This is a genomic window from Acinetobacter sp. RW6 (assembly GCF_041956835.1).
Classification (GTDB): domain Bacteria; phylum Pseudomonadota; class Gammaproteobacteria; order Pseudomonadales; family Moraxellaceae; genus Acinetobacter; species Acinetobacter calcoaceticus.
This window is the reverse complement of record NZ_CP167121.1, coordinates 2,320,367-2,342,036: the sequence shown is the minus strand read 5'-3', so window position 1 is coordinate 2,342,036 and position 21,670 is coordinate 2,320,367. Positions and strand designations below refer to the sequence as shown.

Here is a 21,670-nt window from a genome sequence, read left to right as displayed (position 1 = left end):
CCATCCTTAGGATGGTTACTTTTATGATTTTAGAGGCATGAAAAGTAAAGATTGATTTTAAGTTGTTGAATTTAAATTTTTTATATAAAAATTATCTTTTAAAATAATAAATATGTTGAGGGGTGAGCAAAGCATCTAATGGTTGATCCCAACTTTGACGTTTTAAAGTATGCTTAATAAATTGAAATTGATGGGCCACACCTAAACGATAAGGCTTATGTTTTGCACTTGCCAATGTACGGTCATAATAGCCACCTCCCATACCAATACGCGTACCGTATTGATCACAAGCTAAAAGTGGCATTAACAGTAAATCAAGTTTAGATACATGTTTTCCTCTTGTTGCCATAGGTTCTTTCATACCCAATGGATGATGAGAAAAACGTCGATTTAAATATTGGTTTCTAGATATCTTTACCCAAACTAAACGTTGATTCATAGAGCAAATCATAGGTAAATAAACTTGTTTATTTTTTTGAAAACATAACTTTATGAGAAGGTCTGTATGAACCTCTCCAAAGGCATGTAAATATAAACCAATTTTTTTTGATGAGTGAAAAATAGCAAGCGTATTTAAATGATGGAGAACATTAAGCTGAGCTTGTTTTTGCTCCAATGGGGTTAAAGAGCGTCTTTTAGATCTTAAATTTTTTCTAATAAAACTAAGTTCATTCATGTGTAAATCTAACAAAGATTTGAGGTCAGTCGAGCAAAATTATACCTATTTTTTATAGCTTTATGAAAATAGAAGAGTAATTAGAAAAGAACTTTAAATTTATTTGATGCGAGGTATCTTCTTTAGCGATAAAAAATTCTATTTCTTTACGTATTACCAGTATTTATTTACATTTAATGAGATAAGAATATTTAAAAAGATGAATGTGAAATTGTTAAGCCTATGAAGTTAAAAATTTTAACCATTACAATAAGCGCCGTATTGATGCTAGGCGGGTGTACAAAACAAACAGAACCTGAAGCTGCTGAAGTGGACTATAAAGCTCAATTCGAAGAGTCTGACCGTAAAATTGGAGAGTTTTTAGATCAACTAGATAATCCGAATACGCCACAAGAAGTTAAAGTCAAAATCTTGTGCCATGATTATCCTGAAGTTTATAAGACCCAATATATGCCTGCATTAATTAAAATTTCACCTAAACCTTATACCGAAGAAAAATTATTGTCAGATCTGAAGAGTGCAACTGATTACTACAAAGATGCCTTTACCATTAGGTGTAACCAATAAATTAATTCATGTTTAAAATCTCAAAAAATCCGATAAGTGTGAATTGATTGGCATTATTGAATTGTGATAAATTTCATTTTGTCTTTATAGTTGCTAATTTAGGGGGTTCTAGATATGGAAATCTTGAAATTCTTACAGAGTTTTAATACGGTCGGTACATACTTAACAATTGCTTCAACCGTTTTAGCTGGGCTTATTGTTTATTTTTACGTGATTAATCCAGCGTGATCTTTTAAAAAGAAATAGTAAGAAATCTGCTATTTCTTTTTTAATAATTAAATTCTGTTATTCATTTTAAACTATAAAAATAAGGTAGGGTCATGAAGTTTACATTGTTTCTTCTTAGTTTTTTAGCGTTAGGTTGTCATGCGGACGAAAACGTAAGTGATCCCGAGATTTGTAATGTAGTGAAAAAAGTTGCTTATACTGTCATGGAGGCACGTCAACAAAAAGTTCCATCTCAAGACTTGCAACAGATAGCGAATGGTCTAGAAGATCCTAAAGCAAAACAACTTTATCAGGATTTAATTAATTCGGCTTACTCTGCCAAAGTATTCAAAACCAGTTTCTTTAAAAGAAAAGCAATAGAAGATTTTCAAACAGCTTGGTATGAAGAGTGTCTTAATAGAAATGAAAAATAATATGGTAGAGGTGTAGGGTAAATTAATAGCGTAATTTAATGTTTAAAAAGGAATTTTAGACTGACAGGTCTGTATGAAAGGTTAAATTAAAATAAATATTTTGAATTTTTCTTAAAGTTAAAACTAAATGCTCCGAAGATGCCGCTGCATGTGTCGTTACCCTGAACCCGATGAGTTCAAGGTGGAGGCGACGTATACTTGCTGGGTTTCCTACACGAAGGTAGGCATACACTCTAAATATACAGAACACATCCATAAGTTTAAGTATCGGCAGGGGAATAGACCCGCTGGCGAACATCCCAGAGACAGCTTAAGTATAACCGATCTGACCATGTTGGCAATCACCTAAACCTCTGGAACTGTAAACTTAGTTTGCGTTTGATGAAGCTTTGTACACTAACAAGCATAAAATAATTTTCAATTGTCCTAATAGTCTAAATAAAAAACGCCTTGCATCTATTATTCATAGAGCAAGGCGTTTTTTATATGGATAGTTTATTAAACAATTTGTTCAACATCATCCAATATCGTTTGCAGTAAACGTTCACAGTGAGTGTATTCTTGCAAAGACTTATTAAGGCTTAGTACTTCTTGAGTCAATTGTAGAGCAACCATAATGACCAGTTTATTGTGCTCAACACGTGGAGCACTACGACGCATCTCATTAAATTTTTCATTGAGAAGTTCTGCTGCACGTTCAAGTTCATCTTTTTTATCTAAAGTAGTCGCGAGTCTAAAGGTCTGCTCAATCAGCCTAAGCTCTACCATGACTTGTTCACTCATGATTGGGTCTCCTCACCAGTTTCAGCATTAGGATGGGCAAGCTGCTGAATTTCTTGAGCATGTTGATCTTGGGCAGTACCTAAAATTCCTAAACGTTGAATAATGGCTTCAACTTTTGATTTGGCAAGCTCATTTTTTTGTAACAAACGATCACGATCTTGTTGTAAATCATGAAGCTCTTGTTGGGTTTGACGCTGGTGGGCTTGTAACTTTTCTTTTGCAACACGTAATTCATTTCGTTCGGCAAGAATTTCTTGAAAACGATTTTTTAAATCAGTCGTACTTTTTTCTAATCGGCTATAACGTTCAGCAAGTGTGTTAGCATCCTGATTCAATTGTTGAAATTGACCTTTTAACTGAGATAGTTGCTCAGTTACAGACTCAATTTCCTCTTGTTTTTTAGTGATAATACTATTTTTTTGCACAACTTGTGCGTGATGCTCTGTTTCAGCCAGTTCATTAGCTTCTGAGAGTGCCGCATGTTCACTCTCTAAATGATGTAAGCGTGTTTTTAATACGCTAATATGCGCTTGTAGCCGCTGTAATTGTTCTAACATAACGAGGTCGCACAGAATTGCAATCAAAGGTAATATATACAAAGTATAGAGATTGGATAAACGAATGCAAGACGATATTTCAGGCTGGACAGATTGGAACGCTCATTTTGAAGGAATTGAAGAAATTTCAAGCCCTAGTGAGTTACATGGTCTGTTAACAGGTATTGTTTGTGTGACAGAAGCGCCAACGCGTGAAGAATGGTCACAAATTTTAACAACCCTTAATGTGCCAGAGTTAAGTGAAGATGCTTTAGCACTTTTAACTGATGAAGCAGAAGATGTCGTTCACGCTATATCTGATGATGAATTAGATTATTTACCAATGCTTCCTGATGATGAACATACGCTTCAAGAACGTGTACAAGCATTATCAGATTGGTGTGCGGGTGTTGTATTAGGTTTTGGGCTGGCATCGGGTCATATTCGTGATGATGAACGAGAGTTGATTGAGAACCTTCAAGATATTGCAGCGGTCGAATTTGAAGACTCTGACAATGATGAGGAAGGTGAAAGCAGCTACGAAGAATTGTATGAATTTGTACGCTTAATACCTGTAAGCTTGTCTATTGGTAGAAAAAAAATCACTGTAGCTGACAGTTCTTTATTGAAAAACTTTCATGCAAAAATTAAATCTGCTGCTGTAGACACAGAACAAACTATTGTAGAAATGTTTACTCCACATCGCCCAAGCTAATTGAGGCGATGTGTTATTGGTTGTATTTTATTTTTTGACTTTAAAATTCTAAATCAAGTAGATCATTATGAAATTGCCTCAAGCTGATTTTCGACATCGTAGAGACTGTCTGGCAGAAAAAATGGGTCCAAACAGTATTGCAATTATTGCAACGCGTGAGGAAATGTACCGTAATCGTGATGCGGACTATAAATTCCGTGCCGATAGTAGTTTTTTCTATTTGACTGGCTTTGCTGAGCCTGAGGCAGTTGCTGTCATTGAAACCTTCGAGGATGAAGAATATAGCTATAGTCTTTTTTGCCGTGAACGTAATCGCGAGATGGAAATCTGGAATGGTTACCGTGCAGGTGTTGATGGTGCAATTGAAGACTATGATGCAGATGAAGCATATGCAATTGATCTGCTTGATGAAGAGATTATTGAAAAATTATTAAATAAAGAGCGTCTTTATTATCGGATTGGGCACAATGCTGAGTTTGATGCACGGGTTAGCCAGTGGATTAAAAAAACAGATGACGAGCACCGACATGAGAGTGCTCCAGCTCAAATGGTACAGCTTGACCGTGTTATTGATGAAATGCGTTTAGTTAAGTCACCACAAGAAATTGAGCTGATGCAAATTGCTGCAAAAATTAGTGCCGAGGCACATACACGTGCGATGCAAATGGTACGTCCGGGGATGATGGAATATGCACTTGAAGCTGAGCTGAATTATATTTTTGGACAAAACGGCTGTGTCCCGTCTTATAACAGTATTGTTGGTGGTGGTGCTAATGCTTGTATTTTGCACTATGTTGAAAATAATAAGCCATTAAAAGATGGTGATTTAGTCTTGATTGATGCAGCTTGTGAATATGAGTTTTATGCATCGGATATTACCCGTACTTTCCCAGTAAATGGCAAATTTAGTGCTGAACAGAAAGCCTTATATGAAGTTGTATTGGCTTCTCAATACGCAGCTATTGATGCAGTTCGTATTGGCAATTCTTACCGTGAACCTCATGAAGTTGCAGTCAAAATTTTAACTGAAGGCTTGGTTAATTTAGGTTTGCTCAAAGGTGATGTTAATCAACTCATCGAAACCGAAGCGTACCGTCAGTTTTATATGCATGGCACAGGTCATTGGCTAGGCATGGATGTACATGATGTCGGATCTTACAAAAAAGGTGAAGACTGGCGTCAATATGAAGAGGGTATGGTTGTTACAGTTGAACCTGGTTTATACATTGCGCCAGATGATGAAACTGTAGATGAAAAATGGCGTGGTATTGGTATTCGTATCGAAGATGATGTGGTCGCAACGTCGAAAGGGCCACGAGTTTTAACTGCTAATGTGGTTAAAGATATTGCAGATATTGAACATTTAATGGCGCAAGCTAAAGCATAATTAAACGTATTCGCCAAAGGAGCAAAACTCGATGCAACAACAAGTGATTATTGTAGGTGGGGGTATGGTTGGTTTGAGCCTTTCACTCATGCTAGCGAAGGCCAATATTGCGGTAAAGCTATTAGAAGCTGTGACATACCCAAACTATGATGATCAAAATGTTGCCCCTTACCATTCTAGTTTTGATGCACGTAATACGGCTTTATCACGTCGTAGTGTGCAAATTTATCAAAAGCTAGGGTTGTGGGATGCATTACAGCAACATGCTACTCCAATTTTACAAGTCCACATTACTGAGCAAGGCAGTTTTGGTAAAGCACGTTTAATCGCAGAACAAGAAAAAGTCGAAAGCTTTGGGCAGGTGATTGAAAATGCTTGGCTTGGTCGTGTTCTGTTAACTCAAGTGCGTCAGCAACCTTTGATTGAGCTAATTGATGGCGTACAAGTGACAGCTTTAACTCAAGATGCTGAACAAGTACATATTGAAGCTCAGCGTGGTGAGGAAACCTTAAAACTTGAGTCAAAATTATTAATTGCGGCTGATGGACGTGATTCTTTTTGTCGTCAGGCAATTGGCGTGGGTGTGGATGTCCATGATTATGATCAGGTTGCAATTGTCACCACGGTTCAGACATCGAAACCGCATGAGCATGTTGGCTTTGAACGCTTCAGTGCATTAGGTCCTTTAGCTTTATTGCCTTTACCTGGTGAGTACCGCCGTTCGGTTGTATGGCCTGTGAAAAAAGGCACTGAAAATGAATGGCTAGGCGAAGAAAATGACCAACACTTCTTAAGTGCCTTGCAACAAACCTATGGTGACCGAGCGGGTAAATTTGAAAAAACGGGTAAACGTTTTAGCTATCCACTTTCACAAGTGCTTGCACATAAACAAGCTGTTGGTCGCGTTATTTTAATGGGTAATGCAGCGCATACAATTCATCCAGTTGCAGGACAGGGTTTTAATTTATGCCTACGTGATGCATATGTTTTGGTGCGTTATTTAGTGAACCAGTTAAGCACTTCTGATGATCTGGGTAACCCTGATAATTTACTTGCCTATGAACAAGCTCGTTTATCAGATCAGCAGCGGGTGATTAAGTTCTGTGATACTGTCGTTCGTGGTTTTAGTAACCAAAATCCATTATTAAAATTAATTCGTAATACGGGATTAATTGCATTTGATGTTATTCCGGGTGTAAAACCGTTGGTGGCTAACTATGCAATGGGGTTAAAAGCATGAGTGAAGTGTTGGATGTCGTCATTGTTGGTGGTGGATTGGTTGGTGGTTTAACTGCTTTATTACTTGCGCAAGGTGGCGTACAACCCACAGTGCTTGATGCGGCTCCTGTACTTGATGTTGAGAAAACATTAAGTGTGATGAATCCACGTGTTTTAGCGCTTAGCCAAGCGACCATTCATTTGCTTAAAACTGTAAATGTTTGGGATGATCTTGCGCGTCAAATGCCTTATACGGGCATGCAGGTCTGGAATCTTAATGGTTATGGTGAAATTAATTTTGGCCATGAGTCCATACAAAGACCGATGCCGGAACAAGCGTTAGGTTCTATGGTTGAACCGAGTGTATTAAATGTTGCCATTCAACAAAAAATGTTGGAGCAATTAACAGATTACCGTACCCAAGTTCGTGTTACTCGTATTGAGCAGGGTGTTGGATGTTGGCATATTCAATTGGCAGATGGTACTACGCTTAAAACTAAACTGCTTATTGGTGCAGATGGCGCGAATTCGTTCGTACGTGAACAGGCTTTTATTGACCTCGATGTACTGGATTACAAACAAGCAGCGATTAGCTGTGCCATTAGAACTGCAAAACCTCATCATTTTGTTGCCCGTCAAATTTTCTTACCTACAGGACCTTTGGCATATTTACCTATGGCAAGTCTTGAAGAAACTGAAAACGGATACTGGCAATCAATTGTCTGGACATTACCAGATGATTATGCCGATGAATATTCAGCTTTAAACGATACTGCGTTTATGCAGCTTTTAACTCAAGAAAGCCAACATATGTTGGGTGAGGTGTTAGAAGTTCGTTCCAGAGCACAGTTTCCACTCAAAGCTCGTGCTGCAAAACAATACGTAAAAGCAGGCTTAGCTTTGATTGGTGATGCTGCACATGTGATTCATCCACTTGCTGGACAAGGGGTAAATATTGGCTGTCTTGATGCAGCAATACTGTGTGACGTGTTGCTTCACGATTTAAGCCGTGGTGTATGGGCACATGAACAAACTTTAATGCGTTATGAGCATCGCCGTAAAGGTCAGAATGACGCCATGATGCATAGCATGTCGGCAATTGGTTGGCTTGAAAGTAGTGAATTATTCCCTATAGTGTGGGCTCGTAATATGGGCCTTAAGCAAGTTGAGCAGATTCCGGTTTTAAAAGATAAATTTATGCAACAAGCAAATGGTTTAGGGGCTTTACAAAGTACCCGCTATAGGCATTAAAATATTTACTGGGCCTATACTCTACTAAGCGAATTAAATGCCAGTAGATATTTTTTGAACAATCATTTATATATCATTACCAACTTGGTCATAAAAGATACGGAATTGACCAAATTGGCTCTTTGCTAAATGCAAAGAGGTTGCTAAATTTCTGAGGTCTTGGGACCATAGCAATGATGCAATAAAATCATTCTGGGGAGTGTGAAATGTCAGATATCAATGATTATGAAGATGCAGAAGATTCTGCTGTAGATGAAGATGAAGCGAAAGCAGCAGAAAGCGGTGCAGCTGATGAAGAAGCAGGCAGTATGAGTGATACTGATCTTGCGGAGGCAGAAACGCTGACTGTCACTGCTAAACAGAAACAGCGCCAAGCGCTGGAAGATGAAATCGCTGCATTTTTAGCTCGGGGTGGGAGAATTACCGAAGTTCCTCCTGATGAACATAGCGACCATTAATCTTAAAAAAGCATCACATGAGTGGTGCTTTTTTATTTGTATGAATTTATCAAAACAGGTTTAAGAAGAGCTTTGCAGTTCTTTTAAAATCCCACATTCATCTACCGTTCGATTGGTAGAGCAGTGCTGTTTTAAATCAATTAAAGATTCTTTTAGAAGCAATAATCGTTCAATTTTTTCTGATACTTCATTTAAGTATTTATCTACTAAATTATCAATTTTCGTACATGCCTGTTTAGGCTGAGTTTTCATTTCTTTTAACGTTTTAATATCACTGAGTGAAATATCTAATTCACGGCAATGCTTAATAAACAATAGGTCGCCAAGTGTTTGCTCGGTGTAAACACGATAGTTATTTTCTGAACGTTGGATACGATCAAGTACACCTACTTTTTCGTAATAACGGATCGTATCAATTGGAACATCCGCTTTTTTTGATAATTGACCAATAGAAAGATTCATAAGGCTTGACTCTGGAGCTACTCAAGGGTTTTTAATGACTATAAAAGAGTTTTAGAGGAAATAAAATGGCTGGATGTGGTTGTGCTTCAACTTGTTCTCCTTCAAAGAAAGTGAGTCCACGGTTTAGAAAAGCACTATGGATTGCACTTATCATTAATGCATTGATGTTCGTAGTGGAAATCTTGGGTGGTTACAAAGCTCAATCAGTTTCACTATGGGCAGATGCATTAGATTTTGCCGGAGATGCAGCAAACTATGCGTTATCGTTAGTTGTTCTTTCGATGAGCTTATATTGGCGTGCAACAGCAGCATTAATGAAAGGAATAACGATGACAGCTTTTGGCGTTTTTGTCATTGGAAAAGTGGTGTGGTCATATTTCCATGGTGTTCCACCTGAACCTATGGTAATGGGCGCAATTGGCGTGATGGCTTTAATTGCGAATGTTTCAGTCGCTCTGATGCTTTATGCGTTCCGCGATGGAGATGCTAATATGCGTTCTGTCTGGTTATGTAGTAGAAACGATTCTATTGCCAATGTTGCTGTAATTTTAGCGGCGGTTGGGGTATTTGGAACAGGCAGCGTATTTCCCGATTTATTTGTTGCCTTTGTAATTGCTTACTTAGGTGTATCTTCTGGTTATGCTGTTATAAAGCAATCACAGCAAGAAAGAAAACAGTCAAAGCTGGTGTTGGGTTCTCAAGCATAATTTTAAGCACATAAAAAGTACCATTTAAACATGGTACTTTTTGCTGTTTTAAATGAATTAGATGAGTAGTGATATTGCGATACTCCACATGACAATACCTATAATGAAATCTAAAATTTTCCAAGCTTTTGGATTGATAAATAATGGTTTTAATAATCTTGCGCCATAGCCCAAACTGAAAAAGAAAATCCAAGAGGCAACAATGCTGCCCAAAGCAAAACTAACTTTGTCTTCTAGTTGGGTTGCAACTGAACCAATCAGAACGATGGTATCTAAATAGACATGTGGGTTAAGCCAAGTAAAGGCAAGACAGGTCACTAGGGCTTGCGTTAAAGTCTGTTTCTGGCTGCTATCAAGTTCCATACTCTGGGTGGTCTTAAATGCCGCATAGAATGCTTTCGCACCGTAGACGAATAAAAACGTTGCTCCTAAATATTTAGCGACCGTAATTAAAATTGGTGATGCTGTCATAATTTCGGCAAAACCTAATACACCAAAAGCGATTAGAATCGAGTCGGACAGCGCACAGATTAAACATAACCAAAATACATATTGCTGTTTAAGGCCTTGTTTTAAAACAAAAGCATTTTGAGCGCCAATTGCTACAATAAGCCCGCTACCAATACCGAAACCTTTAAAAAATATACTAAGAGAGAACATAACAGTAAGGTGAAAAAATCAGTTGGGGGAATTATCTGACTTTTTCTTAAGAAATAAGTAAAATTAAGAATATTTAGGTTTGGCTAAAAAAAATTTAGGTTTGATATGTTAGATAGCAAACAATGTGAAGCCTTTCTTGCAGTAGCAGAAGTGGGAAGTTTTGATGCGGCAGGAGAGTATTTATATATTACTCCCTCGGCAGTATCCTTACGCGTGCAGGCTTTAGAAAAGTATTTAGGCCAAATTTTAATTATACGTGGGCGCCCATGTGTACTCACACAAGCTGGGCAAACGCTACTACAGCATTTACGTCATACACGATTAATGGAGCAAAACTTATTACAAGGTTTGATAGGTAAATCATCTGAATCAGAGTTCTACAAAATTGCTCTTGCTTCAAATGCAGACTCATTAGCAACTTGGTTACTACCTAGCATTCAACAAACGCTTTTTAAAGAAAAAATAGTATTAGAACTAAAAATTGATGATCAATCTCACACGCATACTTTATTAGAAACAGGACAAGTCAACGCCTGTATTTCGGCAGAAGAGCAGGTCATGTCAGGCTGTTTAGCTCAACCACTCGGAAAAATGCGTTATAAAATGTTGGCTTCAGCTGAATTTGCTGCTGATTGGTTTAAACATGGCGTAACCCGAGAAACTTTAAGAAATGCACCAGCTGTAATTTTTAACCATAAAGACCTTATGCATTCAGAGGTATTACTAAAATATTATGGCTTGTCTTTGCAAAGTTATCCCTATAGTTTTATTCCCGCAACAGATGCCTTTGTGAAAGCGATTCAATTGGGTTTAGGATATGGCATGGTTCCAGAACTACAGGTGCAATCTTTGTTAACCAATGGAACTTTAGTGGATGTTATACCCGAAGCTGAGCTCGACATTCCATTATATTGGCATCATTGGAAAAGACAGTCTAAACAGTTAGATGTTTTGACGGAGACCATTGTGGAGTCAGCGAAACACATATTGAGATAGAGTTTAGGTACTTTTAAAAGCCATAAAGTTTATTCTGATTTTGAAGTTATTTTTATCTTTAATACTATTATGCAAAATTCAAGCATGGTGATGACACAGACTATTCGTCATCACCATGCTTAATTAAAAAATTACGATTGTGTTAACTCTAACGCACGTTGATAAGCGACTTTCTTCTTAATTCCTGTTAAATCGGCAGCAAGTTGAGATGCTGCTTTAACAGATAAATCTTGAAGTAAACGCTTTAAAAGCTCGTCTAGTTTTTCTTGCTCTAGATCTGTTTTTGCAGCGGCGCCACCTACAACTACTACAATTTCACCTTTTTCTTGGTTATGGTCATTTTCAATGAAGCTGACCAAATCTTTTAAGGTCATTTTTTTGATGGTTTCAAAGGTTTTAGTAATTTCACGTGCAAACCCTACAGGACGGTCTTCACCAAATACCTGAGCCATATCTTTAACAGACTCTAAAATACGATGAGGTGCTTCATAGAAAATTAAGGTCTGTGTTTCGTTTTTAAGTTTTTCTAATTGAGAAATACGTTGTGAAGCTCGAGATGGAAGGAAACCTTCAAAGCTAAAACGGTCACTCGGTAAACCTACAGCACTTAAAGCAGCGATGGCAGCACATGCACCCGGCACAGGAACCACTCTAATACCATGCTCTTGAGCAGCACGAACTAATTTAAAGCCGGGGTCACTAATGAGCGGTGTACCTGCATCACTAATTAAAGCAACGCTATCGCCAGCAAGTAGTTTTTGAACTAATTGCTCAATTTTATTGCTTTCATTGTGGTCATGACATGCAGTAAGTTGAGTCGATATATTATAGTGTTTAAATAATTGTGCTGATTGGCGAGTATCTTCGGCAGCTACAATAGAAACTGATTTTAAAATATCAATTGCACGGAAAGTCATATCATCTAAGTGCCCGATTGGGGTGGCTACAACAAATAACTGAGCACTCATTTGGTTTTACTCCGTACAGATAAACAATTTTAATGGGGTAGTTTACCCGAAATTATGATTTGGGCGTGAACAATGTCTGCCAGCTTGAGCTTTTCGAAAATGATCTGATTTTCATTTGTTCAATTCAGATCTGATATGGCAGATGAATTTAAGAAAATAACTGACGCATAAAAATATCTAGAGCTACTTTTTAATTTGGGGGAATAAAAATGTTATTAGCACAGCAGTTGGGGAAATGGGCAGAGCAAACTGCGTTAAACCTTTTACAAGCACAAAACTATGTGTGGGTCACAAGTAATTACCATTCACGCCGTGGCGAAGTTGATTTAATCGTCAAAAGAGGGCAAGAGTTAGTTTTTGTTGAAGTAAAAGCACGCACTATAGGAAATTATGGGCAAGCTTGTGAAATGGTAACGTGGACAAAACAGAAGAAAATTATCAAAACTGCGATGCGTTTTTTACAGCGCTATCCATCTTATCAGGATTTTTATTGTCGTTTTGATGTGATTTGTTTTGATTTTCCACAGAAAATTGCAAAAACAGTACAGCAAGACTTTTCAAAATTCCATTATGATCTGCAATGGATCGAAAATGCATTTACTTTGGATTAAGAGTTCATTACTCTTTTGAGCAAATTTAAGTCTGATGCTTTATGATCAAGCCAAGAAATTGATAGGAGTCTGGTGGAGTGTTAAAACGTATTGCTGTAACAATGCTTTGTGTCGCAAGTTTATCAGGTTGCGCAAGTTTTATTTCTGGTGGAACAGGCACAGCTCCAGTGGGCACAGATAGCGGTGTCCGCAGTTTGGGCCAAGTATTCATTGACTCTTCAATTAAACGTACAGCCAATATCAACATTTATAAACTTGATCAACGTTTCAAGCAGTCACGTATTAATATTGAAAGCTTCCATAGTACAGTTTTATTAACTGGCCAAGTGCCAGACCCGTACTTGAAACAATTGGCAGAAGACAATCTTAAAGCCATGAGTGATGTGAAAGCCGTACATAACTATATTACGGTGGGTAACAAAGTTAGCTACAACACCATCATGCAAGATGCAGGTGTAACAGCAAATACACGTGCTCTTTTAATGAAGGCACCTGTGGTTTCAGATAGTAAGGTTTTGGTACATACCGAAGACGGCGTACTTTATGTAATGGGACGTTTAAATACAGCTGAAATTAATGATTTAAATAGCGTCTTACAAAACGTCGGTAACGTTACCAAAATTGTTACTTTAATTGATAACGTTGATTTGGCGCCTGCACCAGCCGCAAGTACGGGTAGTGCAACAACTACACCGATTATTAATAACGTCATTGCTCAACCAACAGTTCAAACACCTGTTGCAATTGATCCTGACCAAACAGATCCTGCTTCGACTGCACAGTAATATATGAATCTGATTGAACAACTACAAAGCAAAATTGAACAGGCGCGAACTCTCTATAAAGAGTTCCGCCTGTATGATTTGGGGAGTTTTGCTTTAAACCGTTTTACGCCAAAAGATGGTTTTGAACAGGTTCCAAATATTCGTTATGGCCTAAAGCCTCGCCACCGTTTGGATGTTTACCGATCTGTTAAAAAGCTAACTCATCAACCTCTCATTGTTTTTGTGCATGGTGGGGCTTGGCAGCATGGTAATAAACGAGATTATCTTTTTATTGGTGAGACATTTGCCAAAGAAGGTTATGATGTTGCTGTTATTAACTACCAGTTAGCACCTAAAAATATTTTCCCAAGTTTTGTTGATGACCTGACTCAAGCATTGAATTATTTGCATCAAAACCAAGGGAAACTGGAAATTTCTACAGAAAATATTGTACTTATGGGGCATTCGGCAGGGGCATTTAATGTGATGTCTGCTGTTTATCACCCGGATTCAACTAAAATTGAGTGTTTAGGGAAAATTAAGGCAATAATCGGTTTAGCTGGCCCATATCATTTTGACTATAAAGGTGATCCACTGGCCGAAGATGCTTTTGATCAAAGCACCTCTTATAAAGAAGTCATGCCATATTATTTCGTTAATCAAAATAATATTAAACATTACCTTTTAATGGCTGAAAACGATCAGATTGTAAAAAAACACAATACTTTAGATATGGATCAAGCGCTTAGAGAGAAGGGTAATCACAGCCATATCGCCGTGATTCCTAAAACTGGACATATTACAATTTTGGCCAGTCTCTCTAGTTTTATTAGTCATTATTTTAGGACTAAAAGAACTATTTTACATTTTCTTGAAGAAGTGTTTTAAACGAGAATATCGTTTAAAACACAACAGATTACCCAGCTTGGGTAATCTGCATAATCATTGAATGAGCAATACTACCTTTAAATGGAATTTCAGGTAATTGATCAATCTTGAAAAATTGTGCATCTGCAATTTCTTCTTCTTGCAGCTTAATTTCACCAGACTCATATTCTGCTCTAAACGCAACCATAAGGTTACTCGGGAAAGGCCAAGGCTGACTTGACATATATTGAACATTTTTGAGTCTTAGGCCTACTTCTTCAAAAGCTTCACGTTGTACCGCTTCTTCAAGAGTTTCACCAACTTCAACAAAACCTGCAATCAAACCATACATATTGGTTTTATTGTGGACAGACTTTGCCAGCAAGATTTCATCATCACCTCGAGTAATGACGGTAATAATGCACGGGTTTACACGAGGATATTGGTGATAACGACAAGAAGGACACACCATTGCATATTCAGTTGGATGAACTTCGGTTGGGTGTCCGCAGTGACTACAAAACTTATGATTGCGTCGCCATTCAAGTAACTGTACAGCACGGCTCGCTTGCAAAAACTGTTCTTTCGACCAACTTGTAATGAGTTGGCGAATTGGAACCAGTTGTAAGCCTTCAGGTATAGCTTCCTCAGCAAGCAAGTCACGTGCAATGACCTGCTCATCATGAGTGAAAAGTAAATCACTTGCTAACTTTTCGACTTTGGGTAGTTGAAGGTTTTGATCAACCAGTAATTGTTGATGATGGAAAATATAAGCAAGTGATAATTCAGACATTAAGCTGCCTTTTTTTGAAGTTGTTGACTACTCGACAATGCTACATTAAACATGGATTGTAGAACAGGTTGTTTATTTTTTAAATTGTCAACCAACATGTCAAGGCCTGCTAATACATTAAAAATACAGTGAATTTGGTCTGTATTAAAAGGTTGGTTTTGTTCAAGTTGTTGTTGAACAAATTGAGCAGTTTGGAGTAAAGCCTCTTGTTGAATTGTGCTTCCTAGAAATTCGGCCGCACCTGCTAGCTCTTTTAATGAACCTGCAATTGCTTCAATATTTTGTGTCTGATCATTTGCATATAACGTAAGGCTCTGACAAATAAAATCAATTAAATTTTTTGTCTCGGTGAGTAAGGCTTGATGTGCCTCATCAAGACGATCTAAAGAAATATTTGTATTATTCACATTAAGCTGTAAACGACTAGACGTATATTGGCGTACCAAAATACCAATTGAGTTCATGGCAGACAAAATGCTGTCCATAAGCTGCTGAGCATAGTTTTCATTACTTAGTATATTGAGCTGACTTAAACTATTTGCCTGTTGAGAGAGTTCAGATGCAGCTTCATCAAGATTAAGCAGTTTAAATGTATAGGCTAATTGCAAAAGACTCGTTTGTAATTGCTGTGCTTTTTCAGTCGACATATTTTGATAGTTATATTCGATATCATTACGCACTTTGTTCATTTCGCTCAATATTAATTGGCTGACTGTGTGCATAGTGTCAAAGTCAGGCCCATAAAGATGACGGCTTAAAACGAGCAATTGAGTGTCTGTAGGTATTTCTTCACCGATATGGAGTTGGTTGCGAATATGGTGAGCAACCTCATCTTCTTGAGCGATAACTATACTTAAAATATCTGCAAGTGCAGCCAAATCAGGCTTAAAAGTTTCAGGACTTGTTAAGAACTGACCAATATAACTTTCAATATTAATGAGTACACGTAGGCGTGAATCATTTAAAAGCAGGTTATCAATATGGCCGAAAGCATAATTTACGAGTTGCCAATATTGTTGGCTTGGCTGATGGTTTGCCATGCTGACCAAATAGGTCCCAATAAGTTTAAAAGCTTGAAAATTATGATTAGCTTCTGTCTTGTTTAAAAATTGATGTAGAGATAGCTTATAGAGTTGATGGATAAACTGAGTTTTTTCATTAATCAATACTTCTGGTAATGGGAGTTCAAGCGCAGTATTTGCAAGTAAAGGAGCAATCGCTTGTCCAGAAGATGTCAGTGGTTTATTTAAAGCTAATTCTAAATTGTTTAATGTATTAAGAAGAAACTGAGGTACTTGTAATTCACGCAAACAGATAAACTCAATATACCGTTTTACCATGGTCGTGCCTTCACTAAGTGCAACCACATCATTGGTATTAATTTGCGTTGGTTTCGCAATAATTTTTTGCATCAGCTCAGTTGAATATTGAGTGATTTTTGCAAGATAGGGGATATCAATTAAGCGGAGGACTTGAGTGCATTGCTTAAATTGTTCTAATGCATCATCAATACCGAAAGGGAGTGTTTGTTCTTCAATTAAAGTACTTACTGCGCCTTCAACCAGTTTTATTGAACGATCAATTTCATGTTTAATGATGAGTAAAGCTGTTGGATCGAAATGAATCGAAGTATGCTCAGACATAAACGTTCCCCTTTGCAAAAAAAATCAATTGTTATATTCGTAGTGCTCGGTAATTTGAGCTAAAAATCTATGTGACTAATATAACTTAACTTACAAAGGGGAAAAGCTAAAAACGCTAAAGAATCAAAAATTTATTTTGCAAAAAGGCAAGGTTCTCCATGCTTTTTCTCAAATTCTTTGACCCAAGTCTCATGTGTATTTAGCTCTTCTTCGGAAGGAAGAATAACTGGTAGTTCAATTTGAACTCTGGTTTTATTTGCTGTGTTCAGGCTATTTTCACTTTGAGATAAGGCATCTATATCAAAAGAAACCTGTCCACCTGTCATTGCTAGGTAAACATCTGAAAGAATTTCAGCATCGAGTAATGCACCGTGGAAAGTACGGTCACGTGCTGGAATTTCATAACGTCTTACGAGGGCATCAAGCGAGTTTTTTTGTCCTGGATGTTTGCTTTTTGCTAAAGCTAAAGTATCTGTTACCTCACATACTTCAGAAAGCGCAGGAAGGCCTGCGCGTCTAAACTCCATATCAAGGAAGTTCATATCGAAGGTCGCGTTGTGGGCAATAATCTCTGCGCCTTTTAGATAATCAAAGAGCGTATCGGCAATATCTGCATAGAGCGGTTTATCTTTTAAGAAATTATCACTGATACCATGGATATTTTCTGAGTCGCCCACTGGTTTTTGCGGGTTAATATAAATATGAATCGAGCTACCGGTGAGTTTTCGGTTAATCATTTCAATGGCGCCGACTTCAATAATGCGATCACCATCTTGGAAATAGAAACCAGTGGTTTCTGTATCAAGAATCAGTTGTCGAGGCCCTTGTAATTGTAATTTGGCTTCAGTCACAACAACTTGAGGGTGAATGTTATTGATTGGCTGCTTACTTTCTGGCTCAGCAACTTCAACTTCAATAACTTCTTCTTCCACAATAATCATCTCAACTTCTTCGGGCTGTTCAAGATCAATATTATCTTCTTCGGTTACTTCTGCCATATCAAACCCAAAAGGGTCATCAAGCAACCAATCTTGTTCAGGCTTTTTTATATCTTGCAGGGCAGTCGCTTGAACTGTTTTTTTTTGCAGGGCAGTTTGATCAGCTCCGATATTTGCAAGCTCATCGGCCATTTCGTTGCCTGCATGTCCAGCATGGCCTTTAATCCAATGCCATTCAATATTTCGACCGGCACAGACAGCATCTAATTTTTGCCAAAGGTCAGGATTTTTTACATCCTTCCAGTTTTTCTTTTTCCAGCCATGAATCCATTCAGTAATCCCTTGCTTCACATAATTTGAATCTGTCCAGATAATTAAATGAGCATCGGTTGGGCAAAATGAAACACCTTCAATAGCAGCAGTGAGCTCCATGCGGTTATTGGTTGTATCCGGTTCACCGCCAAATAATTTATGTTCACCCTGCTCGGTAATGACATATGCGCCCCAACCACCTAAACCCGGATTGCCACGACATGCACCATCAACATACAGTGTGATTGTTTGAGACATAAATCGAAACCTAAACTAAAAGAAAAAGAACTGAATATGGTGTATTGTATACGCAAAAAGTTCGGTTCCATCGTTACAAAGCAAGGTTTTTTTAATTTCTTGTAACATTTCCATGCAAATGACATCAAATTATTGCCTTGTCTATCTTGCACGCTTTAATACAATGGCATCGAAGACCTAGGGTTTGTGGCCAGACCCCAAAAAATATTACGCGAGTTGTTTGGAAGTTTTTATGTATAAACCAACCACATTTGTGTGGCAGCCATCTGCGGCATCATTGTTCAAAATTACCGTACTTAGCTCTGCTTTAGCTGCGTTGGGTATTACAACAGGCTGTTCATCGACTCCGCAATCTGCAAAAACCTCTAAATCTAAACAGGTGAGTGGTGCAGGTTATTTAGATGCAAGTAGTCTTGACTCTTTGGAAGACTTACTTTCAGCAACCGATATGCGCGCTGTAGAAGGTGATCGTCTGCTTATTTTGAAGCATGGTGATGTCTGGAAGCGTATGTCCGTTGGTTTCAAAATGGACTTGAATCACTGGGATTCACGTATTGAAGCTCAGCGTAGTTGGTTTATTTCTCGTCAGCCTTACCTTGATCGTTTAAGTGCTCGTGCCAGCCGTTATTTGTACCATACTGTGAAAGAAGCAGAACGCCGTGGATTACCGACAGAACTCGCATTATTACCGGTAATTGAAAGTTCTTATGACCCAGCTGCAACAAGTAGTGCAGCAGCAGCAGGGCTATGGCAGTTTATTCCAAGTACTGGTCGTATTTATGGCTTAAAGCAAACAGGTATGTATGATGGGCGTCGAGATGTCGTTGAGTCGACTCGCGCAGCTTATGAATTTTTAGGCAGCCTCTATAATCAATTTGGTTCTTGGGAACTTGCTTTGGCGGCCTATAATGCTGGCCCGGGACGTATTCAACAGGCGATTAACCGCAACCAAGCTGCGGGTTTACCAACTGACTATTGGTCATTAAAATTACCTCAAGAAACAATGAACTATGTTCCACGTTTCTTAGCTGTTGCTCAAATTATTAAAAATCCAAAGGCTTATGGCGTAGAACTACCACCTATTGCAAATAGACCCCATTTCCGTGAAGTGACTTTATCAGCACCTTTAACGTTAAATGAAATTGCTTCTACAGCAGGATTAAGCCGTGCAGAACTTTATGCATTGAACCCAGGATATCGTGGTGAAGCAGTAGACCCTGCGAGTCCAATGCGTATTTTGATTCCAGCTGATTTAAGTCCTTCAATTGATAATAAATTAAAAGGGAAAAAAACGGGTGGTAGCTCAGGTTGGTGGGCAAATGCAACTTCACCGTCTACACCGACAACTGTTAGTCCTTCTACTACAGTGACAACAAGAACAACACCAACAACACAAGTTCAGCCAGTTAAACCTTCTTCACCAGTGAAGAATACTTCAACTGCTTCAAAATCTACACCACGTGGTTCAGATGCGTTAGCTGCATTTGCAGCATCGGCAGATGTACCTAGTGCGCCGCGTATTCCTGTAGCTGTGACGAATGCAGCTAACATTAAACAGCCTGTTAAGATGGAGCCACCAATTTCGGCTTCTGAACGTGAAAAGATTTTAGCTGCTGTTCGCGCTGAAGGTGCAAAAGAAACTGTAGATCAAGCTTTACAACCTCAAGCAACTCAAGCTGAGAAAGATCAAGTCGTTGCTGAATTAAAAGCAATTGCGCCGCAAGGAACTGAAATTGTCGATCCTTATGATGGCAAAATTAGGTTAACCGCAATTCAGACGAGCCAGTCAGTTGCAGAGCAACAAGGTAAAGAGGTAAGTAGAGGTTTTGCTTATCCAAAAACTTTAGCTGAAGACGCGACTGTAGCTAACTCTGAAGATGGGCAACGTAATAAAGATAAACCTTATATCAGAACTGATACTGATGTCGTAGTTGTACAGCCTAAAGGTAAGCGTAGTACTTATACAATTCAACCAGGCGATACTTTAGCAGTTATTGCCATGAAGAATGGTGTGAACTGGCGTGATGTTGCTAAGTGGAACCAGATTGATCCAGAAAAGACTTTGTTTGTAGGAACTAGTCTTTATCTTTATGATGCGAAACTACAAGAAACTCAAAGTACTTCAAAAAGTACGGCTAAACCAGATGTGTATGTGGTTCAGGCCAACGATAGCTTAAGCGGTGTTGCTAACCAGTTTAATTTGTCAGTAAAGCAATTAGCCGAATATAACGATTTATCAGTAACTGATGGTTTGTTTGTTGGGCAAAAACTACAGTTAAAAGAGCCGAAGAATAGCCGCTCAACTGCTAAAGCAGAACCAAAAGTAGTTCAAGCAAATGCACGACGTATTGCAACTAAGAGCTATACCGTCAAACGCGGCGAATATCTTAAATTGATTGCAGACCGTTATGCGCTCTCTAATCAAGAGCTTGCTGAATTAACGCCTGGTTTAACTGCGGGCAGTAACTTGATGGTAGGCCAAAAAATTAATGTGCCTACACAAGATATTTCGGTAGATGAAGTTGCTGAAACTAAAACTTCTAGTAAATCTGAGAAAGCGACGCTAAGTGTTTCTTATAAAACAGAAGGCTATAAAGTACAGCGTGGTGATACTTTATCGAGTATTGCAACTAAATCAAAAATTAGCCTAGCTGAATTAGCTGAGTTAAATAACTTAAAAGCGAATAGTCATGTACAGCTTGGGCAAACTTTAAAAGTACCAGCTGGTCTAAGTGTGCCTGAACAATATGTTGTACAGTCTGGGGATAGCCTAAATGCTATTGCTAGTAAATATAACCTGCAAACAGGCTATTTGGCTGACTTAAATGGTTTGTCTCGTAGTGCTGGTTTACGTGCTGGTCAACGTTTAAAACTCACAGGTAGTGTTGAAGAAGCACAAAGTAAGCCTTCTAAAAATACTAAAGAAGAAACACCTGAGAACTACACAGTTAAATCTGGTGATAGCTTAGGTAATATTGCTAACCGTTACCACTTACAGTTGGATTATCTTGCTGCATTGAATGGTCTTTCACGTACCAGTAGCGTTCGTGTAGGGCAACGTTTAAAGCTGACAGGTGATGTGCCTACAGTAGAAACAGCTAAAGTTGATACCAAGTCTTCAACTAAAACAGTTGCGGCTGGTAAAAACACTGAAAGATATACTGTTAAATCTGGTGAGTCTTTAAATAGTATTGCGAGTCGTGCAGGTATTTCAGTGCGTGAACTTGCTGAAATGAATGCATTAAAAGCGAGTGCTAATTTACAGCGCGGTCAAAATATTGTGATTCCAAAAACTGTTGTGGAATACAAAGTGAAGCGTGGCGATACATTAATTGGCCTTGCAAGCAAATATGGTTTAGAAACCAATTTCTTGGCTGAGCTGAATAATTTGACACCTTCGACTCAGCTTCGCATTGGCGATGTCATTAAAGTGCCTAATTTATAAAATAATTAGCAACT

At 38.2% G+C, this 21,670-nt stretch carries 23 protein-coding genes and 1 other RNA gene; 14 read left to right on the top strand and 10 right to left on the bottom strand.

Translation table 11 applies throughout. The annotated features are described in order from the left end of the window. Window positions 1-91 precede the first annotated feature (91 nt). Window positions 92-676 carry a 5-formyltetrahydrofolate cyclo-ligase gene (locus ACB088_RS11120; RefSeq protein ID WP_375036983.1) on the bottom strand — a complete coding sequence of 195 codons (585 nt, stop codon included), beginning with the start codon at window positions 674-676 and terminating at the stop codon, window positions 92-94. Between the two features lie 222 nt (window positions 677-898). On the opposite strand from ACB088_RS11120, the gene ACB088_RS11115 reads away from it, so the two are divergent. The 3 genes from ACB088_RS11115 to ACB088_RS11105 all read left to right on the top strand — a co-directional run bounded on the left by ACB088_RS11115 (window position 899) and on the right by ACB088_RS11105 (window position 1,884). Beyond that, window positions 899-1,243 (top strand): hypothetical protein, encoded by a 345-nt coding sequence (locus ACB088_RS11115; RefSeq protein WP_375036982.1) that lies wholly within the window; start codon window positions 899-901, stop codon window positions 1,241-1,243. A 114-nt stretch (window positions 1,244-1,357) separates the two neighbouring features. Continuing rightward, entirely contained in the window at window positions 1,358-1,471 is a 114-nt protein-coding gene (locus tag ACB088_RS11110; protein ID WP_004641844.1) for a hypothetical protein, read from the top strand. Between the two features lie 92 nt (window positions 1,472-1,563). Continuing rightward, window positions 1,564-1,884 (top strand): hypothetical protein, encoded by a 321-nt coding sequence (locus ACB088_RS11105; RefSeq protein ID WP_375036981.1) that lies wholly within the window; start codon window positions 1,564-1,566, stop codon window positions 1,882-1,884. Window positions 1,885-2,009: 125 nt separating this feature from the next. Here ACB088_RS11105 and ssrS read toward each other — a convergent pair. The 3 genes from ssrS to ACB088_RS11090 form a co-directional block, all read right to left on the bottom strand. After that, window positions 2,010-2,193, bottom strand: a non-coding RNA gene (ssrS, locus tag ACB088_RS11100) — 6S RNA. A gap of 189 nt (window positions 2,194-2,382) precedes the next feature. After that, window positions 2,383-2,667 (bottom strand): cell division protein ZapA, encoded by a 285-nt coding sequence (locus tag ACB088_RS11095; RefSeq protein ID WP_003652859.1) that lies wholly within the window; start codon window positions 2,665-2,667, stop codon window positions 2,383-2,385. After that, window positions 2,664-3,224, bottom strand: coding sequence for a hypothetical protein (locus ACB088_RS11090; RefSeq protein ID WP_042898254.1), 561 nt, complete (start codon window positions 3,222-3,224; stop codon window positions 2,664-2,666). The genes ACB088_RS11095 and ACB088_RS11090 overlap by 4 nt, the downstream gene beginning before the upstream one ends. Before the next feature lie 64 nt (window positions 3,225-3,288). Between ACB088_RS11090 and ACB088_RS11085 the strand changes: the two genes are divergently transcribed. From ACB088_RS11085 to ACB088_RS11065, 5 genes are all read left to right on the top strand, one after another. Next, window positions 3,289-3,918, top strand: coding sequence for a UPF0149 family protein (locus tag ACB088_RS11085; protein WP_005042155.1), 630 nt, complete (start codon window positions 3,289-3,291; stop codon window positions 3,916-3,918). A gap of 67 nt (window positions 3,919-3,985) precedes the next feature. Further along, complete coding sequence (gene pepP, locus ACB088_RS11080) at window positions 3,986-5,305, top strand: Xaa-Pro aminopeptidase (protein ID WP_375036980.1); 1,320 nt, start codon at window positions 3,986-3,988, stop codon at window positions 5,303-5,305. A gap of 31 nt (window positions 5,306-5,336) precedes the next feature. Beyond that, window positions 5,337-6,545 carry a 2-octaprenyl-6-methoxyphenyl hydroxylase gene (gene ubiH, locus ACB088_RS11075; RefSeq protein ID WP_375036979.1) on the top strand — a complete coding sequence of 403 codons (1,209 nt, stop codon included), beginning with the start codon at window positions 5,337-5,339 and terminating at the stop codon, window positions 6,543-6,545. Beyond that, a complete protein-coding gene (locus tag ACB088_RS11070; RefSeq protein ID WP_375036978.1) occupies window positions 6,542-7,774 on the top strand; it encodes an FAD-dependent monooxygenase in 1,233 nt (410 codons plus the stop codon). Before ubiH ends, ACB088_RS11070 begins: the two co-directional genes overlap by 4 nt. Before the next feature lie 206 nt (window positions 7,775-7,980). Further along, on the top strand, window positions 7,981-8,232 hold the full coding sequence (locus ACB088_RS11065) for a hypothetical protein (RefSeq protein ID WP_003652849.1): 252 nt from the start codon (window positions 7,981-7,983) through the stop codon (window positions 8,230-8,232). A gap of 60 nt (window positions 8,233-8,292) precedes the next feature. Here ACB088_RS11065 and ACB088_RS11060 read toward each other — a convergent pair whose 3' ends face one another. Beyond that, window positions 8,293-8,694: a MerR family transcriptional regulator gene (locus tag ACB088_RS11060; RefSeq protein ID WP_375036977.1), complete on the bottom strand. Its 402-nt coding sequence runs from the start codon at window positions 8,692-8,694 to the stop codon at window positions 8,293-8,295. Between the two features lie 65 nt (window positions 8,695-8,759). Here ACB088_RS11060 and ACB088_RS11055 point away from each other — a divergent pair, with 65 nt between their 5' ends. Further along, entirely contained in the window at window positions 8,760-9,401 is a 642-nt protein-coding gene (locus ACB088_RS11055; protein ID WP_004641857.1) for a cation transporter, read from the top strand. A 57-nt stretch (window positions 9,402-9,458) separates the two neighbouring features. Here the strand turns inward: ACB088_RS11055 and ACB088_RS11050 are convergent, their stop codons facing one another. Next, window positions 9,459-10,061, bottom strand: coding sequence for a LysE/ArgO family amino acid transporter (locus ACB088_RS11050; RefSeq protein ID WP_133746547.1), 603 nt, complete (start codon window positions 10,059-10,061; stop codon window positions 9,459-9,461). Between the two features lie 105 nt (window positions 10,062-10,166). On the opposite strand from ACB088_RS11050, the gene ACB088_RS11045 reads away from it, so the two are divergent. Next, complete coding sequence (locus ACB088_RS11045) at window positions 10,167-11,057, top strand: LysR family transcriptional regulator ArgP (RefSeq protein ID WP_375036976.1); 891 nt, start codon at window positions 10,167-10,169, stop codon at window positions 11,055-11,057. 131 nt (window positions 11,058-11,188) lie between these two features. Here the strand turns inward: ACB088_RS11045 and rsmI are convergent, their stop codons facing one another. After that, window positions 11,189-12,025 (bottom strand): 16S rRNA (cytidine(1402)-2'-O)-methyltransferase, encoded by an 837-nt coding sequence (rsmI, locus tag ACB088_RS11040; protein WP_092707515.1) that lies wholly within the window; start codon window positions 12,023-12,025, stop codon window positions 11,189-11,191. Between the two features lie 209 nt (window positions 12,026-12,234). Here rsmI and ACB088_RS11035 point away from each other — a divergent pair, with 209 nt between their 5' ends. The 3 genes from ACB088_RS11035 (at window position 12,235) to ACB088_RS11025 (ending at window position 14,288) form a co-directional block, all read left to right on the top strand. Next, window positions 12,235-12,636 carry a YraN family protein gene (locus tag ACB088_RS11035; protein ID WP_005042129.1) on the top strand — a complete coding sequence of 134 codons (402 nt, stop codon included), beginning with the start codon at window positions 12,235-12,237 and terminating at the stop codon, window positions 12,634-12,636. Window positions 12,637-12,713: 77 nt separating this feature from the next. Then, the gene (locus ACB088_RS11030) at window positions 12,714-13,421 is read left to right on the top strand and encodes a BON domain-containing protein (RefSeq protein WP_003652832.1); all 708 of its coding nucleotides are present in this window, start codon (window positions 12,714-12,716) and stop codon (window positions 13,419-13,421) included. Between the two features lie 3 nt (window positions 13,422-13,424). Beyond that, window positions 13,425-14,288, top strand: a complete 864-nt coding sequence (locus tag ACB088_RS11025; RefSeq protein WP_092707513.1) for an alpha/beta hydrolase — start codon at window positions 13,425-13,427, stop codon at window positions 14,286-14,288. 28 nt (window positions 14,289-14,316) lie between these two features. On the opposite strand, the gene nudC is transcribed toward ACB088_RS11025, so the two are convergent. The 3 genes from nudC to dnaQ all read right to left on the bottom strand — a co-directional run bounded on the left by nudC (window position 14,317) and on the right by dnaQ (window position 18,211). Continuing rightward, a complete protein-coding gene (gene nudC / locus ACB088_RS11020) occupies window positions 14,317-15,060 on the bottom strand; it encodes an NAD(+) diphosphatase (protein WP_004641863.1) in 744 nt (247 codons plus the stop codon). Next, a complete protein-coding gene (locus tag ACB088_RS11015; RefSeq protein WP_375036975.1) occupies window positions 15,060-16,703 on the bottom strand; it encodes a chemotaxis protein in 1,644 nt (547 codons plus the stop codon). Before ACB088_RS11015 ends, nudC begins: the two co-directional genes overlap by 1 nt. A gap of 131 nt (window positions 16,704-16,834) precedes the next feature. Further along, the gene (dnaQ, locus tag ACB088_RS11010; protein WP_375036974.1) at window positions 16,835-18,211 is read right to left on the bottom strand and encodes a DNA polymerase III subunit epsilon; all 1,377 of its coding nucleotides are present in this window, start codon (window positions 18,209-18,211) and stop codon (window positions 16,835-16,837) included. A 232-nt stretch (window positions 18,212-18,443) separates the two neighbouring features. On the opposite strand from dnaQ, the gene ACB088_RS11005 reads away from it, so the two are divergent. Next, window positions 18,444-21,656: a LysM peptidoglycan-binding domain-containing protein gene (locus tag ACB088_RS11005; protein WP_375036973.1), complete on the top strand. Its 3,213-nt coding sequence runs from the start codon at window positions 18,444-18,446 to the stop codon at window positions 21,654-21,656. The last annotated feature ends 14 nt before the right edge of the window (window positions 21,657-21,670 follow it).

Excerpts from the sequence above, each read along its gene's own strand:
- ACB088_RS11120 (WP_375036983.1), bottom strand. The coding sequence starts at position 676 with ATGAATGAACTTAGTTTTATTAGAAAAAATTTAAGATCTAAAAGACGC.
- ACB088_RS11115 (WP_375036982.1), top strand. The coding sequence starts at position 899 with ATGAAGTTAAAAATTTTAACCATTACAATAAGCGCCGTATTGATGCTA.
- ACB088_RS11110 (WP_004641844.1), top strand. The coding sequence starts at position 1,358 with ATGGAAATCTTGAAATTCTTACAGAGTTTTAATACGGTCGGTACATAC.
- ACB088_RS11105 (WP_375036981.1), top strand. The coding sequence starts at position 1,564 with ATGAAGTTTACATTGTTTCTTCTTAGTTTTTTAGCGTTAGGTTGTCAT.
- ACB088_RS11095 (WP_003652859.1), bottom strand. The coding sequence starts at position 2,667 with ATGAGTGAACAAGTCATGGTAGAGCTTAGGCTGATTGAGCAGACCTTT.
- ACB088_RS11090 (WP_042898254.1), bottom strand. The coding sequence starts at position 3,224 with ATGTTAGAACAATTACAGCGGCTACAAGCGCATATTAGCGTATTAAAA.
- ACB088_RS11085 (WP_005042155.1), top strand. The coding sequence starts at position 3,289 with ATGCAAGACGATATTTCAGGCTGGACAGATTGGAACGCTCATTTTGAA.
- pepP (WP_375036980.1), top strand. The coding sequence starts at position 3,986 with ATGAAATTGCCTCAAGCTGATTTTCGACATCGTAGAGACTGTCTGGCA.
- ubiH (WP_375036979.1), top strand. The coding sequence starts at position 5,337 with ATGCAACAACAAGTGATTATTGTAGGTGGGGGTATGGTTGGTTTGAGC.
- ACB088_RS11070 (WP_375036978.1), top strand. The coding sequence starts at position 6,542 with ATGAGTGAAGTGTTGGATGTCGTCATTGTTGGTGGTGGATTGGTTGGT.
- ACB088_RS11065 (WP_003652849.1), top strand. The coding sequence starts at position 7,981 with ATGTCAGATATCAATGATTATGAAGATGCAGAAGATTCTGCTGTAGAT.
- ACB088_RS11060 (WP_375036977.1), bottom strand. The coding sequence starts at position 8,694 with ATGAATCTTTCTATTGGTCAATTATCAAAAAAAGCGGATGTTCCAATT.
- ACB088_RS11055 (WP_004641857.1), top strand. The coding sequence starts at position 8,760 with ATGGCTGGATGTGGTTGTGCTTCAACTTGTTCTCCTTCAAAGAAAGTG.
- ACB088_RS11050 (WP_133746547.1), bottom strand. The coding sequence starts at position 10,061 with ATGTTCTCTCTTAGTATATTTTTTAAAGGTTTCGGTATTGGTAGCGGG.
- ACB088_RS11045 (WP_375036976.1), top strand. The coding sequence starts at position 10,167 with ATGTTAGATAGCAAACAATGTGAAGCCTTTCTTGCAGTAGCAGAAGTG.
- rsmI (WP_092707515.1), bottom strand. The coding sequence starts at position 12,025 with ATGAGTGCTCAGTTATTTGTTGTAGCCACCCCAATCGGGCACTTAGAT.
- ACB088_RS11035 (WP_005042129.1), top strand. The coding sequence starts at position 12,235 with ATGTTATTAGCACAGCAGTTGGGGAAATGGGCAGAGCAAACTGCGTTA.
- ACB088_RS11025 (WP_092707513.1), top strand. The coding sequence starts at position 13,425 with ATGAATCTGATTGAACAACTACAAAGCAAAATTGAACAGGCGCGAACT.
- nudC (WP_004641863.1), bottom strand. The coding sequence starts at position 15,060 with ATGTCTGAATTATCACTTGCTTATATTTTCCATCATCAACAATTACTG.
- ACB088_RS11015 (WP_375036975.1), bottom strand. The coding sequence starts at position 16,703 with ATGTCTGAGCATACTTCGATTCATTTCGATCCAACAGCTTTACTCATC.
- dnaQ (WP_375036974.1), bottom strand. The coding sequence starts at position 18,211 with ATGTCTCAAACAATCACACTGTATGTTGATGGTGCATGTCGTGGCAAT.
- ACB088_RS11005 (WP_375036973.1), top strand. The coding sequence starts at position 18,444 with ATGTATAAACCAACCACATTTGTGTGGCAGCCATCTGCGGCATCATTG.